The sequence below is a fragment of the Streptococcus sp. 29887 genome, assembly GCF_032595075.1.
Lineage (GTDB): Bacteria > Bacillota > Bacilli > Lactobacillales > Streptococcaceae > Streptococcus > Streptococcus iners.
Window position 1 is genome coordinate 1,407,103 of record NZ_CP118735.1, and the last position, 14,873, is coordinate 1,421,975.

At 40.8% G+C, this 14,873-nt stretch carries 10 protein-coding genes and 3 pseudogenes; 2 read left to right on the forward strand and 11 right to left on the reverse strand.

Annotated elements, in window-relative coordinates; genetic code table 11:
- Positions 1-40: 40 nt before the first annotated feature.
- From PW252_RS06985 to PW252_RS06995, 3 genes are read right to left on the reverse strand one after another with little or no spacing between them, the layout of a single operon-like run.
- Positions 41-592: a hypothetical protein gene (locus PW252_RS06985; RefSeq protein WP_017648290.1), complete on the reverse strand. Its 552-nt coding sequence runs from the start codon at positions 590-592 to the stop codon at positions 41-43.
- The gene (locus tag PW252_RS06990) at positions 576-767 is read right to left on the reverse strand and encodes a calcium-binding protein (RefSeq protein WP_001068448.1); all 192 of its coding nucleotides are present in this window, start codon (positions 765-767) and stop codon (positions 576-578) included. The genes PW252_RS06985 and PW252_RS06990 overlap by 17 nt, the downstream gene beginning before the upstream one ends.
- Entirely contained in the window at positions 768-5,663 is a 4,896-nt protein-coding gene (locus tag PW252_RS06995) for an SspB-related isopeptide-forming adhesin (RefSeq protein WP_248050946.1), read from the reverse strand.
- Between the two features lie 169 nt (positions 5,664-5,832).
- Between PW252_RS06995 and PW252_RS07000 the strand changes: the two genes are divergently transcribed.
- Entirely contained in the window at positions 5,833-6,423 is a 591-nt protein-coding gene (locus PW252_RS07000; protein ID WP_000037237.1) for a type IV toxin-antitoxin system AbiEi family antitoxin domain-containing protein, read from the forward strand.
- Entirely contained in the window at positions 6,420-7,265 is an 846-nt protein-coding gene (locus tag PW252_RS07005; protein ID WP_001030299.1) for a nucleotidyl transferase AbiEii/AbiGii toxin family protein, read from the forward strand. The genes PW252_RS07000 and PW252_RS07005 overlap by 4 nt, the downstream gene beginning before the upstream one ends.
- A gap of 61 nt (positions 7,266-7,326) precedes the next feature.
- Here PW252_RS07005 and PW252_RS07010 read toward each other — a convergent pair.
- The 8 genes and pseudogenes from PW252_RS07010 to PW252_RS07045 all read right to left on the reverse strand — a co-directional run.
- Positions 7,327-8,561, reverse strand: a pseudogene (locus PW252_RS07010) (phage tail tip lysozyme); the annotation flags it as partial.
- A 37-nt stretch (positions 8,562-8,598) separates the two neighbouring features.
- Positions 8,599-9,618: pseudogene (locus PW252_RS07015) on the reverse strand (DNA cytosine methyltransferase); the annotation flags it as partial.
- A 148-nt stretch (positions 9,619-9,766) separates the two neighbouring features.
- On the reverse strand, positions 9,767-10,585 hold the full coding sequence (locus PW252_RS07020; protein WP_248050949.1) for a replication initiator protein A: 819 nt from the start codon (positions 10,583-10,585) through the stop codon (positions 9,767-9,769).
- A 2-nt stretch (positions 10,586-10,587) separates the two neighbouring features.
- On the reverse strand, positions 10,588-10,755 hold the full coding sequence (locus PW252_RS07025; protein WP_044474380.1) for a hypothetical protein: 168 nt from the start codon (positions 10,753-10,755) through the stop codon (positions 10,588-10,590).
- A 136-nt stretch (positions 10,756-10,891) separates the two neighbouring features.
- On the reverse strand, positions 10,892-11,050 hold the full coding sequence (locus PW252_RS07030) for an NUDIX hydrolase (protein ID WP_248050958.1): 159 nt from the start codon (positions 11,048-11,050) through the stop codon (positions 10,892-10,894).
- A 118-nt stretch (positions 11,051-11,168) separates the two neighbouring features.
- Positions 11,169-12,074: a hypothetical protein gene (locus PW252_RS07035; RefSeq protein WP_248050951.1), complete on the reverse strand. Its 906-nt coding sequence runs from the start codon at positions 12,072-12,074 to the stop codon at positions 11,169-11,171.
- A gap of 64 nt (positions 12,075-12,138) precedes the next feature.
- The gene (locus PW252_RS07040) at positions 12,139-12,645 is read right to left on the reverse strand and encodes a GNAT family N-acetyltransferase (protein ID WP_248050953.1); all 507 of its coding nucleotides are present in this window, start codon (positions 12,643-12,645) and stop codon (positions 12,139-12,141) included.
- A gap of 483 nt (positions 12,646-13,128) precedes the next feature.
- A pseudogene (locus PW252_RS07045) lies at positions 13,129-14,689 on the reverse strand (IS1182 family transposase); the annotation flags it as partial.
- Positions 14,690-14,873 lie beyond the last annotated feature (184 nt).

Consider the following 14,873-nt stretch of genomic DNA (forward strand, 5'->3'; position numbering starts at 1 on the left):
CCATTTTAAAAGGGCTGAGAGTTTTTCTCAGCCCTTTGCGTTAATCTAGGACCAAGGCTCGTTGGTCTCTTTCTTGTGGAATACCTTCAATTACAGTTGCCACATAGTGTTGTAAGAAATGACTTTTCTGGTCTAGTAAATCTTTTTGCAAGGCAAGGTGAACCAAATCTCCAAAATAATCCTGGCTGGAAATAGCCAAGTCCTGTTGAATCATGTCCTGTAAGGTTTCAAGGCTAAGTGGTGAATAATCGTCACTATCCAAAACCTCATACTGTTCCAAGGTGTCTGAAAGACTATTTGATGACATCAGATCCATAATAAAACTAGAGCCTTCCCCTGTTCGGTACAACTTTTCTAGAATGTCAGTCATATCTGCCTGTACTTCATCCTGATAACTATCCACTTTAACTCGTAGCTCATCACTAATCAAGGATAGGTCATCTTCATCCATATAATCTTGATAAACCTGATTGAGGATTGTTCTATCAGAAATACTTAATTCCAAAGAGAGAAAGGCCTTGATAAACTCTTGGTAATCGACCTTCTCCATTTCAGACAAAGCCTCTTTCATGGTGTCAAAGTTCCAAGCCATCACACAACTCCTTTTGTGGGACTAGTGGTGAATGTCCAGATTGTAGCTCCTCTAAATCAGCTTGACCATCACCATCTGTGTCAACAGACTGCGGATTGGTTCCCAAAGCCAGTTCCTGAGCATCTGTCAAGCCATCTTGGTCTGAATCCTTTTCATAAATAGTTTTTGGATTCATCTACTTCTCCTCCTTTTTCTTCAGTCCATAAGCCGTACCAAGTAGAATACCAGCTCCAATCAAGCCCAAAAGGGATTCCTGTTCCCCTGTATTTGGCAAAATGCTTGCTGGAACAGGCGGTTCAATAGTCTCAATTGGTGGTTGAGGTGGTGTGGGTTGATTTGGACTTGGTTCTTCAGGTTGAGGTGTATGTGTTACAACTGTATTTGAGCTAATGACATAGCCATTCACTGTATGAAGGTAGGTATTCTCCACCTGACCAGTCGCAATCCGTTTCATCTGCAGGTAAACATCTGCCTGAAAAGCTGAATCATCAGATATAGTCTCTAAGAAGGATTTATCAAATGAAATTGACACTAGGCCATTTTCTGTATCCACCTGTTGCAAGGTATATTTCGTGACTTCTGTCCCCTCTTTTAAGACAGAACCGTCTTTGAGGATGACATCCGTCATCAGATAGCTGCGATAAACACCATTATACTCATCATGCTTTTCATCATAGTTATCTTCAAAACCATATTCAAATAAATCAGTCGCACGATTACTTGGAATCAATGCTCCAACCAAGCGATAGTTAAAGGTTTGATGCAAGGCCACTTCTTTCCCGTCAAGGCTGTCATCTTTATGAGACAAGTCGATCACCACATCTTTTTGTGGGTCTAATTTTGGAACATTATTAACCACTGTTTCCGTGACATAGGCCAAACCAAAATCAATCTGATAGGCTGTATTTTCATACTGACCACCTGTTTTGGTCAACTCATTTTTTACCGTCATCGGAAGCGTGACAACTAAGGTTTGACCAGTCTTCACATAGGTATCATAAAAGGCTTTTGGATCATCGCTACTAAGGACTTGAATGGCTCCTTTAGGCGTAAACTGACGTTTAGCCATGGCATCTTGGACGACTTCCGGAGCTTCTGACAAACTAGCGTAGGTGCTGACAGAGATACCAGATACACGATTGCCAGCCTTATCCAAAACTTGAATGCCATCAGGATTTAGGGTAAGGGCTTCTTCTGGGTAATCGTCTACCATGTAAAATCCCTTGGCAAGAACATCATCCGTCACGACCATGTCCTTGTATTGACTGTAATCCAAGACAATTTTGTAATAATTGACTGTATTCGGAAGGACAGTCTTTCCATCAATTAAAATGCCTTCTTGATTGGTATTAGACTTATGTGGAGTTACTTTAGGGACGAAATTAGTCACCGTATTGGTTTCATAAGCTTGGCCAAAATCCACCTGATAGGCCACGTTTTCATAAGACTTCCCTGAATTAAGCATGGTTTCCAAAACCGTCATCGGAGTGACAATGGTAATATTCTCCCCCTTGGTCACATAAGATTCAAAAAAGACTTGTGGGTCCTCAGGCATGAAAACTTGAAAAGCTCCTTTAGGCTGAATTTTTTGTTTAGAAAGGGCTTCTTGTAAAGATTTAGGAGCTTCTGATAATCGAGAATAAGCCTTCACCATGATTCCTGAAACTGTTTTACCATCAGATGTGACAAACTGAATAGCTGCTTCATCCGGCAGTAAAGCTTCTTCTGGATAATCATCCACAAAGTAAAAACCTTGTGCAATCTGAGAGTTGTCTGCTTTAATCCCTCGGTATTGGTCCAAGTCCCATGAGAGAGTATAGTGATTTTGACTTCCCACTAGCATGGGCTTCCCATTGATGTCTACTTTGTCTTTATTGAGGTTCTGTTTCTTGGGTTCTGGAGAAACAAGGGTGTTGGTCACTTCCTTGGTTTCATAGCCATTGCCGAAATCAACTTGATAAGCCTTGTTTGTATAGGTCTTTGTCTGACCGTAGAGACTATCTTTCACCGTCATTTTGGTCAAAAGAGCTAAAGAAGTTCCTGTTTGAACATACTGGTCATAAAAGGCTTGGTTGTCATCCGGCATAAAGACTAGAAAGGCACCTGTCGGTGTAATTTTAGCACGAGCTAATTTAGCTTGAAGGTCTTTAGGAGCTTCATTTAGTGAAGCATAGTTTTTAACCGTTATTCCTGATACATTCAGACCGTCAAGGGTAATAACAGCCGTGCCATTTTCCACCACATCGAGCACTTCCTCTGGGTAATCGTCCACAAAGAAGAAGCCTCGTGCAATTGTCTCTTTAGCAGAACGATCTCCCTTATACTGGTCCAAATCCCAAGTCAATCGGTAGTGGTTGGTTGTACCAAGAGCTACGACCGTATCGTTAATGAGAACACCATCCGCATTTTCATTGTTCTTGTCAGGTGTAATAAGTGTAGTTGTCTCCCCATCACCTGGTGTACGAACCGTCACCACATTTGAAGTGACTGTATAGGAATTGGCTGTTCCCTTGTTCACAAGCAACTTGTAGCTATTAGAATAGGTTGCCCCATCATTTTGAACAGAACCATAGAGTTTTGGAGCAGTCAGTTGATAAACCTTGGTTAAATCTTTATTTACCTCCTGCAACAAGTTTTCCTTTGCGGTCAAAGTCACAAAATTCTTAGTCTCATCAAAGCTGAAGACATAGTTTCCATTCTCTTTTTGTGTTGTTTCCTTATCAAAGAGGTAACCAGCAGGCAAGTAGTCCTCAAAAATGAGACTAGTCGTTTGGGCACGATTGGGCGATAAGGCATCAACTGTTAAGGGATAAATCACCGTTGAATCTTTTGCGACAGTTTTCTCATGAAGATTAGCTTGGTCACTATTGACCACTTCTTTCATAATCTCTGGAGTTGTCGTCAAACGGTACGTATGATAATGGACAATTGGTACTTGTGGTGGCGTTGGAAGTTCTTTTGGAATAGGTTTGACAGGTAAGGTTACCTTGGTCAAAGTTAGACTAGGTTGCACCACTTCTTCCAAAGGCTTTGGCGTGAAGGTTACAGGCTTTTCTGGTGTAAATGTTTTAGGAGTAAAGATATCTGGTGTTACCGTAATAGGTTCTGGAATGGGTTCAAGTTCCACCGTTACATTAGGTTTGGGACTATACGGTGTTACTGTACGTGCAACTGGTAGGGTATTTAAGGCGAACCAGTATGACAAGCCAACATTCTGTGGCATATCGCCTTGGCCAAAGGTTACTGTGTAGGTATTACCTGATGTAACTGTTGAGACAATAGCTCCTTTATAAGCATAACGACTTGATGTGGTATCCCATTCCTCAGGTAAATTCAAATCACTTGCACGGTTGGAACCCAAAGAACGTGCTAGACCTTCATTAGTCACTTGAACGGTTGAACCATTAATCGGAACAAATTTCCCAGATGAATCTTTAACATATTCTAGACCAATGTCATTATGATTGAGGGAAGAATGTGTGAAGACACCTGGTTTTTCTTTGGAGAAGGTAACTTGTGAGCCGTTTTCCAAAAAATACTTAGCAACTACACGAAACTCCATCTTGTCTGTTCGCCAGTCACCGTTTCCGTCATTTCGATAGGCAATGAAGCCCTCGGTTGGATCATTTGGTACAACCAATTTCACGGCATCGGTTCCAGCTGGTGATACAAGGTTGGTAATATCGTAAGTCACACGACTAATCTTTTTCCCATCAAATCGTGCATTTTGAAGATTTTGATAGTTAAAACTAAGAGTCTCGCCTGTTTTGAAGCTATCATAGACAAAGAATCCTGTTGAATCCAAAATTCTTGAGTATCCACCTAGCATGGTATCGCCAGTCGAAATGATCTGATTGGGATTTCGAGTAATTGCCCCATGTTGTGCTTGTGGCTCACCGTTATTGAGATTGAGGGCTTGAGCAAGGGCTTCAGAAATATAACCTTCTTCACCTTTCGAAATCTCGGCCAGGTCACGTTGATAGCGTTCCATTTCTTTGGCATTGTAGGCATCAATCGCTTCATTCTCTTTTCTGGCTGCGGTTTCTTTTTCTTGATTACGTTTTGTAATGGCTTCAATCTCAGCTGCTCGATCTGAAACGAATTGTTGTTTTTCCTGATTAGCCTGATCCACCGCAGCTTGACCTGCACGATTTTCAGCATCTACAGCTGCTTGACCTGCCTGATTACGCCTTTCAATGGCTTCGTTATCTGCCTTTGCCTTAGCTAGTCCAGCTTCATTTTCTTTTTGAATGGCTTGGTTTTTCGCAACAATATCATCTGCCTTGGTTTTCTTTGTTAGATAATCCGCTACAGCTTGTTCGTTAGTAGTTTGAATGGTTTCAACAGCCTTGCCATATTTTGTATAGTCAAGTACAGATGTCCCATTTCCTGATGAAACTACTTGTTCTTTTACTGTCACATCAGCATCTGCATACCGAGTTTTTAGGTCATTGACTTTAGTATCAACCCAAGCATTTGTCTCTTTACCAGTTTGGTTGGCCCCTTCGAAGGCCTGTGTCAGTTTCCTATTTTCTTGCTCAATTCGGACTTTATTCGATTCATATGTTGCTTTATCAGCTTTGTAGGTTTCAGTAACTTCATTGATAGCCTCAACTTGGTTTTGGGCATCTTCTTCTGCTTTTGAAATTTGTTGGTTGGTTTCTGCCGCAGAAGTTGTATTTCCCAAGTCCATTGGGCTATCTTCAACCGTAGAAACACCTTCAGCCTTTGCTTCTTCAACTGCTTGTGTTACTGTATCATGTGGTACGGTGACAGCAATCGCTCCATTAGATTGTCCAGTTAACGCTAAACTTTCAGTTTGTTCAGATAAAGGGTTTGGCTGTGCTTCTGGTAAATTTGTGGCTGGATTCTCCGTTCGTTGGATGGTGGTGTCAACTGATGATGTGACTTCATCAGCAGATGCAACCGTTCCTCCCCAAGCAACAACAGCCGTCACCATAGTTCCAAGGGCAACCGAACATAAAGTACGGTATTTTTTACTCTTACGAAAGACGTGTTTCTCGCCTTTTTCCTGATTGACAAGAAAGTGATGATTACATGTTTTGGTCATAATGTGTCCTTCTTTTCTTTTTTCTGTAGCAACAAATTGTCACTCTTTCCTCATCATAAAAAAGAAGGCTTGATTTTGTTATCACAATAAAATGAGGGAAAAGAAAATGTTGCTTTTATACCACAAATATTGTAAAATTGTAGTGTAAAAGCAACAAGTGGGAGGCCGTATGTCAAAAAAAGAGATTCTACTCGATTTTATAGAAAAGAACAATGGAATTGTCACAAACAAAGATTGTAAAGCACTAGGTATTCCAACAATATATCTGACAAGACTAGAGAAAGAAGGCATTATCTTCCGAGTTGAAAAAGGTATTTTCCTAACCCAAAACGGAGACTATGATGAATACTACTTCTTTCAATATCGTTTTCCTAAGGCTATTTTCTCTTATATTTCGGCACTGTATCTACAACAGTTTACAGATGAAATTCCACAATATTTTGATGTGACAGTTCCTAGAGGCTACCGCTTTAATACTCCTCCAGCTAATCTAAATATTCACTTTGTCTCTAAAGAATACAGCGAGCTGGGAATGACTACTGTACCTACTCCTTTGGGAAACAACGTAAGGGTATATGATTTTGAACGTATTATTTGTGATTTTGTAATACATCGAGAAAAGATTGATTCCGAACTCTTTGTCAAGACACTTCAATCTTATGGGAACTATCCTAAAAAAAATCTAGCAAAACTCTATGAATATGCGACAAAAATGAATACTTTAGAAAAAGTTAAACAAACTCTGGAGGTTCTAATATGAACAAAGCTAAATTAACAGCACTCTGTCATAAAATATCAAAGAATACTGGTTTAACCTTTAATTCCGTCATGACCTATTACTTCCTAGAAGTCATTTTGAAAAAATTAAGTCAAAGTTCTTATTCAAATCACTATATCTTCAAAGGAGGATTCCTACTTTCGAATGTCATCGGAGTTGAATCTCGTAGCACTGTTGATATTGACTTTTTATTCCATCAAATAACACTCTCAGAAGAAACTGTTAAACAGCAACTCAAGGAAATTTTAGCAGATTCCGAAGAAGGTATATCTTTTGTGATTCAATCAATCACAGCTATTAAAGAAAGTGATGACTATGGTGGCTATCGAGCAACAATTTCGTGCCAACTTGAGAATATTAAACAAGTTATCCATTTGGATATTGCGACAGGTGATGTTGTAACTCCTCAGCCGATTACATACGACTATAAAGCTATTTTTGATGAAGACAATTTTCCAATCATTGCTTATACAATTGAAACAATTCTAGCTGAAAAACTTCAAACCATCTATTCACGTAACTTCTTGAACAGTAGAAGCAAAGATTTTTACGATGTTTATATTCTTTCCAAACTGAAGAAAGAAGACATTGACTTCATTCAGTTGAGAAATGCCTGTCAGAGAACATTTTCATATCGCGAAACAGAACTCGATTTTGTAAAGATTATTGAACTACTCGAGAGGTTCAAATCTGACCCTATTCAGAATAAACAATGGCAAAATTATTCAAAAAAATATAGCTATACAAAAGGGATTTCACTTGCAGATGTTCTTGATGAGATGATTCGTCTCATAACAGTTCTCATTTCTATAAATTCTGATTAATCGTGACAAAAAAACACAAAAGATATGCTAACATTTATTCATTTTGTTAGCATATCTTTTTTTATTTCGTTGTATAGGCAAAGCTAATTGTACTATCGACTCCTGATAATTTACGGAAGGTGTAGTTAGGATTGCCATTATAGTTGGTTTCTGAGATAAGGAATGAACCGTCTGGGTAGACTTTTTCGACGAAAGCCACATGTCCGTATTCTGCAGGTGTGCCATGTCCTCCTCCCGCAAAGGAAAGAATAGCTCCTGCTTGTGGACTTGTCCCTGTCTCTCCACCGAGACTTTCGGCTGTACGCACCCAATCTTGGCCATTGCCCATGGTACTGATAATTGGAATCTTCTCACCGTTTTTACCTTTGAGTTTTAGACCCAGTTGGTTGATACGGGCTGCGACTCCCAAAGTACATTGGCCATAGGCATACCCCATACCGTCACCACCTCCTGGAACAGAGTTTTCAAAAAGGTCTCCTCATACAGCTTCAAGTGCTTTTGGATCACTTTGTGCTGTCCCACCGTTAGGTTGACTAAAGCCTTTTTCAATTTGGTAATACCACTCACTTGCTCGTGTCTGACGTTCAAGTAGCTTATCACCACTATTTCCTTCCCAGTAAATGAGAAAGAGTTGGGCAAGACTAGCTGGACTACCTGTATTTTTGAAGAAATCTTTTAACCAGTTGGTGTAATAAGGACTATCCCCATGCAACATGAAATCCAGTTGTAACCCTAAGTCATACCACTTTTGATGTTATCCTTTGGCATATTCGAGCAATAAGGTATGTCTGCGTGACCCATCCGCGGTATCTGTCCATTGGCCTAAGCCTAAACCACGTTTGAGAATATTTGGGTAACGTCCATTGTATATAGTTGGACCATTAAGTGAGAGCCAGCCCTCATCATCCCACGAACTGTCTGTCGCACCAACTGGTGGAGATAAATAGTCGCCTTCAGCTCGTTTTGGATTAATGGAGGATTCTACCGACCAATTTCCTAAAATGGCTGCAATAGCTTGATTGGTCACACCTTTGCTTTTGAGATAGTCATAAATTGCCTTGGCTCTCTCGAACTCATCGCCGCCAAACTGACCGATAGTTGGAAGGATGGTTGTCTGAACCTGGATCACTTTTGGAAAGTAGAAAGCTGGGGATTGACATAGACTAGCTTATCCGTGTCATCATCAACCTTTTGATAGGTGACCTTCAGACCCGTTCCGTCTTTGGTCTGACCAATAATATCTCCTACCAAGACTTGTTGATGTTCACTCACTCGGCCTGAATGAATGCCTGTCTGAAGTCGTCAGGGTATTGGATATTCCCTTTCCCACTCATCCCCTACGTTTGGTTGAGTCTGGATAAGCCAGATTGACAGAGTCTCCAAGAGTTGCCTTTGCGTACCCTGTTTTTGTGGCATCCTTGATTTTCAGAAATGACAGCTCCTCCCTCAGCAAAATCTTTGGCACCTTGTCTCCACCTTGCATAGTGGTCAAAGTCGGTGACAAGCCAGATATGTCAAATACTCTTCCGGTCTGGTCAAAGCTAGTCGGCAGATTTCCTGCGACAACAACTCCGTGTCTGTCTTGACTGGTCAAAATAAACATAGGGTCTTGATTGTCCTTAAATCGACGACCATGTTGCCGTTTTTCAAGTCTATCTGGTGTTAAGACTGGAATGGCGATTTTTGCTCCCTCTCCTTTACCTCTTGTTAGTGTAGGAGCAAGTCCATTCGTCAGATAGACTTCACCATTCAAACCACGTTTAGAGGGATTGATATTTCCTAGCCTTTCAAGATGAGCTGGGCTGTTTTCTCTTCTGAGAGGAAATATGAATCTGGAACGGTATCTTCTAGAATGTCCGATAATAAAGACCCGCTCTCTGTTTTGCGGGACTTGGAAGTCCTTACTGTTAAGCACCTGCCATTCGACATCATACCCCAATTCATCCAACGTGGAGAGGATTGTGGCGAACGTCCGTCCCTCGTTGTGATTGAGTAGGCCTTTGACGTTTTCCAAAAATAGAAAACGTGGTTGGATTTGTTTGGCCGCTCGAGCAATCTCAAAAAAGAGAGTCCCTCGAGTATCTTCAAATCCCAGTCGTCTTCCTGCGAGTGAAAATGCTTGGCAAGGAAATCCCCCGCAGATGATGTCCACTTGCCCTCTAAATTGTCTAAAGTCCTGGTCTGTGACTTCTTTAATGTCATGGTATTCTATTTCCCCTTCTGTGTTAAACATGGCTTTATAAGATGTTCTGGCAAATTTATCAATTTCACAAAAGCCCAGGCATTTATGACCCTGTGATTCCATTCCTAGCCTAAAACCGCCTATCCCAGCAAATAAATCTAAAAATTTCATTTTTCCTCTCTTTCCAACTAAAAAAAAGCCTTACACTTGTAAAACTCTTGCCTATATATGATCATCCATTTCTGGTGCACGGATGATTTCAACAATCAAAATGACGATAGAAATCAGATAGATTCCACCTAGTATCCACCAAATCAACTTAATCACCTCCCTTTACTTCTTGTCGTCTCAGTTGCTTGGTCCACTCTGACAGCACACCATTAAATACATACTCAGCTATTACTTCCGCTGACCGAGCAAATCGCATATGTTCCAATGCATACTGATAACGGTCACTAAAATAAATCATGGCATAGTCACTAGCTGACTGAGATAGACCCGTCTGTCTTAACTGGTCATGAACCAAACCCCAAATATAATCTCGATCGTACTTGGTAACGCCATCGACTTTTGAAGTAAAGTTTTCTTCTTGTTTCTCATCTACCAGCTGCCTCTCCTCCTCGTCCTCAATAAGGAAATCACTCCCTTTAGTTTCACTATATTTAGTCTCACTTCCTTCAGTCTCACTAGGGGCTGAATTTAAGACCGGCCCCGTCTTTCTTTGAGACCCCCCTGGTGTTTTTTTAACACTAACCCCGTTTGAATCGGAGACTGGGGTAGGTTCATGTTCTAATTCCCCCAAGTAAATTTTATTTGCCATACGACCTTTTTCACTAGAAGACTGTTGGACTTCATCAATTAAGCCATATTCACGTAAGGTTTTCTTGATAGAGAGTAATTTTGACTTTGAACAGCCTAAAAGTGCCATCAGATTTGAATTGGAATAAATCAAATAAATTGCCCCATCCTCATCAATCCAGCCTTTACTCAAAGACAACTCCAACCGATCTTTTAAAACCGCGTAGGCTACCTTAACCTCCAGTTTCATATCCCTATACCGTTCACTCTCAAACAAAACTTTAGGGAGTTTATAATATCGCTCTGATGTCTGATACTGATTAGCGGTAATACGTTTCATGATTATCCCTCCAAGACTAAAAGTCCAACATTTCCGAATTCATCAAATCGGATTAAACCTACTTGTTCCAATTCATCAACCAGATGAGTTGCTTTCTCAATATCAACGCCTAAAATAGCCACGAGATGGCACATCACGATTTGGCGTGATGATTGTTCCTTCTTTTTCATGAATTCCTCCTGAAAATAAAAAAACGAGAACACTTATTAAAATGTTCTCGCTTATGCGATATTATAAATAATAAAATAAATTTTTCCTCCTTAACGACAGATTGTAGAACGCTCAAATCCTTGATTTATCGGCGTTTTAAGCACCTGTCATTATTATGACACAATCCCCGCCAGGAAAAGCAACTCCTGACCAGCGATAGCGTTCAGGATCCCGAATTTGCACTACTACATTCCCATCTTTATCCTCAATCAAACACATATTGGTCAGTGTGACCATTTCTTTTCTAGCCATCATAACTCCTTACATTTCAATATAAATCAGCCAATCAATTTTTCTCTGTCACAATCAACAATAGAACCAAGTACATCTATTCTATCAAAAAAAGCCAAGGCCGACTAGCCTTGACTGAACACTACCAGCGAGGGTTGGCTTCAAATACCCAGCGACGAGTCCAGCTGTGACTTTGCCCCGGCGAAAGCCTAATGGTCTGAATAATTTCTGGACTGACAATGTGGTCTGTCGCCCATAGGAGTAAGCTGGTCGGCTTGACATTATCAATCCCAGTTACGCTAGCCTGGGCTCCCTTATGACTGAGTTTCCAGGTAAATGTATCACCGAGGTTTGCCTTATCGGTGCTAAGAACACTGAGGGAAACATCCGTTTCACATTTTTCGAAGGTGATGGCCTTACCATCCGCAATAAAGTTGTTATGGTCATAGCCACCAAAACCTTCTAAGCGATCATGACCCAGATCATTCATATCTGGCAAGTCCAGATGGTAATCCGGTGAAATAGCCATACCGTCGATACTCAAGAAATTATGGCAATATTCTTCTGTTTCAAATGCCTTGTCGCCAACATTGGTGATTGTGGCTTCTAAAATAAGAGTATTCTCCTCGATCCGAATAGTCTTTTCAATCTCAGCAGCAATTCCCAAACAAGCTACCGCTTCTGTAAAAAATGTAGCAGAAGTTTCCGTATGGCTGTAGGTGACAGGATAGGGAATGACCTCATCGTATTTATGTGCAAATTGGTAACCTAGTTCACTATCCTGCTTAATCAAGCCCACACCTAATTTAGGGAAATAGTCACCAACTTGAGCCCCAGCAGAAAAATCTCCTGAAAATTCGCAACACAGCCCTCTACCACCAGACGATAAATGCCGTAGGTTCATAGGCTCATTAGCACCAAAGTGTGTATCGCCATCCAGTGTAACATCTGAAATAAAGCCTGCTCGATCAAAACGAAAAGTATCATTTGGCCGTTCGCCTGGTTCAGAAATTTCAACACGTAAACGATTATTGGTCAGTAAAATCATAAAAACCCTCCTTGATTCAGCCTTATTATAGCAGATCAAAGCGGGTCATTCGATATTTATTATATTATTCTTTTGAATTTTTGTCTGGTAATTCCAAGACCATTCGGTATTCTATTAGCTCTGCTCCTAGATTGACAATTTTCTTTAGGCCATCAAAACGGAAGCCAACCTTTTCATAAAAGGCAATCGCACGCGCATTCCCCTCCAATACCCAGAGAGAAACCCGATGGTAGCTCTGCAATTTTTCCAAGGCCGACTGCATAAGCTGGTAGCCAATTCCTTGATCGTAATAATCCGCCAGAACATAAAGGGCATAAAGCTCGCCAGCACCCTGTAAATCTTCCTGACTGCTGGCATCGTAACAGACAAAGCCAACCACCTGCTCATCCACCAGAGCCACCAGGATATTTTGAGGATAACGAACAGCCCAGTCTTGACACCGTTCCAAGGTGTAGGTCTTTTGGAGAAAATCCTGCGGTAACAAATCAGCATAGGCCTCCTGCCAAGCCTTCCAATGAACATAAGCCTTGCCTTGAATTTCCTTCTCGGTTTCCATTGGTTTGATGAACATATCCGATCCTCCACTAGTATATTCTATTTCTATTATACCCAACAAACATGAATTAGCAATCATCAATCTACAAACTGAACTAGCAATATAAAAGATGGTTCCTGAAAAACAGACAGCCATTAGTAGACTCATCATAAAATTTTCAAAAAATTATCATTTTAGCCTATCTCTGGCTCTAGTCAATGAAACTCAATCTGCCCTTGTTTTCAAGGCTGGCAGAACCTTTGAATGTTGAAAACAGAGTGAGCCTATGCTATCACTACACCAAGAATAGCACCCTGTAGTCTTTTGAATAGCTTTGGTATATGGTCACTTTCGGCTTGCCGTACTCTACGAAAGTGACTTGCTCGCAAGTCATATTTCCAACCTGAGGCTGGGCAAAAACTAGCCAATAACTAAAAAAATACACAGACAGATTGAGCTGCTTCAGATGAAATCCAGCCGAACTGTCTGTGTTTTTCTTTCTGTTTCTACTCTCTTGGACTAATTTCTTAGCCAATTTCGTTAGATTCATGCTCATTAGGAGGAATCCTATCTCTGTTTCAACCACCTTTTGACCTCTGACATGGACTCTGCGCACGCCAAAAACACCCTTCATCCTACCAAATACAGGTTCGACATCCACCTTGCGTTTGGCATAAATGCGGGCTCCCTCTTTACTTGTCAATTCCTCTTTGACTAAGTTCTTGAAATAGTTCCACGTAGGATTATACTGAATTTGTTTGAGGTTTCCTTTTTCCGTCCGTGCTAACTGGTCTAACTCTTTACTAGCTTGTACAGGATCAGCTTCGTAAATCTTAATATCTTTCTCAAATCCATACTTGTCCATTCTTCGTGAATAATTCTTAAACGAGTAGACAACCCCATCTGGCTTTATCCATTGGTCAGAATCTTCCAAGTAAGTCCAGTTTTCAGGATTGGCATCACTCTTCTTATAGCTTTTCTTCTGCTCTTTCTGATATGTTCCGTAGGGAATCAGAGGTGTTTTCTCCAGGTCATCAAGGATAAAGCTATAATTTTCTTCACTACCATAACCTGCATCTGCGACAATGTGTTGAAAGAGTTCTAAGGTTTGGATGGATTGAAGAAAGGGCTTGAGTGTACGAGTGTCAGTTGGATTCGGAAACAGTCCGTAAGCTAAGGCAAACTGGTTGTTTGTACCAAGTTGAAGGTTGTAGCCCGGTTTGAGCTGACCATTCTTCATAGGATCTTCTTTCATCCGCATAAATGTTGCATCATGATCCGTTTTAGAGTAGGAGTTTCGTTCTTGTAAAATCTGTTTATCTCGTTCGTACTTCTGTTTCCGAACAAGAAAATCCTCTTTCAACTTTCTCTTTAGTTTCTTAATTCTTCTTCGTTTCTGTCTGTTGGCTGAGCCACCTTTACTGACTTTAGGCTCTTGTGAGATAGCTTCTTCCACCTCGTCCAATACTTGTTCTGTTTCTTGTAGGAGTTGGTTTAGTCCCTCGCTAGTGAGGCATTCTTCCTTGGACAAGGCGGTATTTACCCCTTCTTGGACTAGTTTGTCATAGAGGGCTGAAATGTTTCCATTCAAGGCATCTTCATAGCGTTCAACGGCCTTTCTCCATGTGAAAGAATACTTGTTGGCATCAGCTTCTACCTTAGTCCCATCAATGAAGAGAGCCTCATCTTCAATCAAGCCATTCTCTCTGAGAAGGAGGGTGAAGTAGATGAAGGCAGTTTTGATGAGCTGATTGGCGTGTGTGCTAGCCCGAAAACTATTGATGGTCCGATAACAGACATAGGTATCCTGACTCAGCCATTTCATAGGAATGACTTCTTCATTCATTTGAACGATTTTCCGACCAGAGAATACCTGACGAGCATAGGCGAACAGGGTCATTTTGAGCAACATGGCTGGATGAAAGGCTGGACGACCTGTGTGGGAAGTTTCTCCTAATAGAACGGATTGAGGAATGGTATCCACAAACTGACTAATCAGACGAGCCTCATGCGTTGCAGGTAAATCCCAAGCAATATTTAATTCCAAACTTAACTGATTTGTGTTATACTGTTTATACATTTTCATGCCTTTCTAGTTGTTTTGTGGTTATTATAATTATAAAGCATGAAATGGAAAACGAGCAACTCCTAATTGGAATTGCTCGTTTTTTTACTGTGAGAAGCTAGTTTTTGCCCAGCCTCAGCTACCTGCTTATCTGAAAGCTCTTCATTCGACTATTTTCAATCCTATGACCTCTAACAAG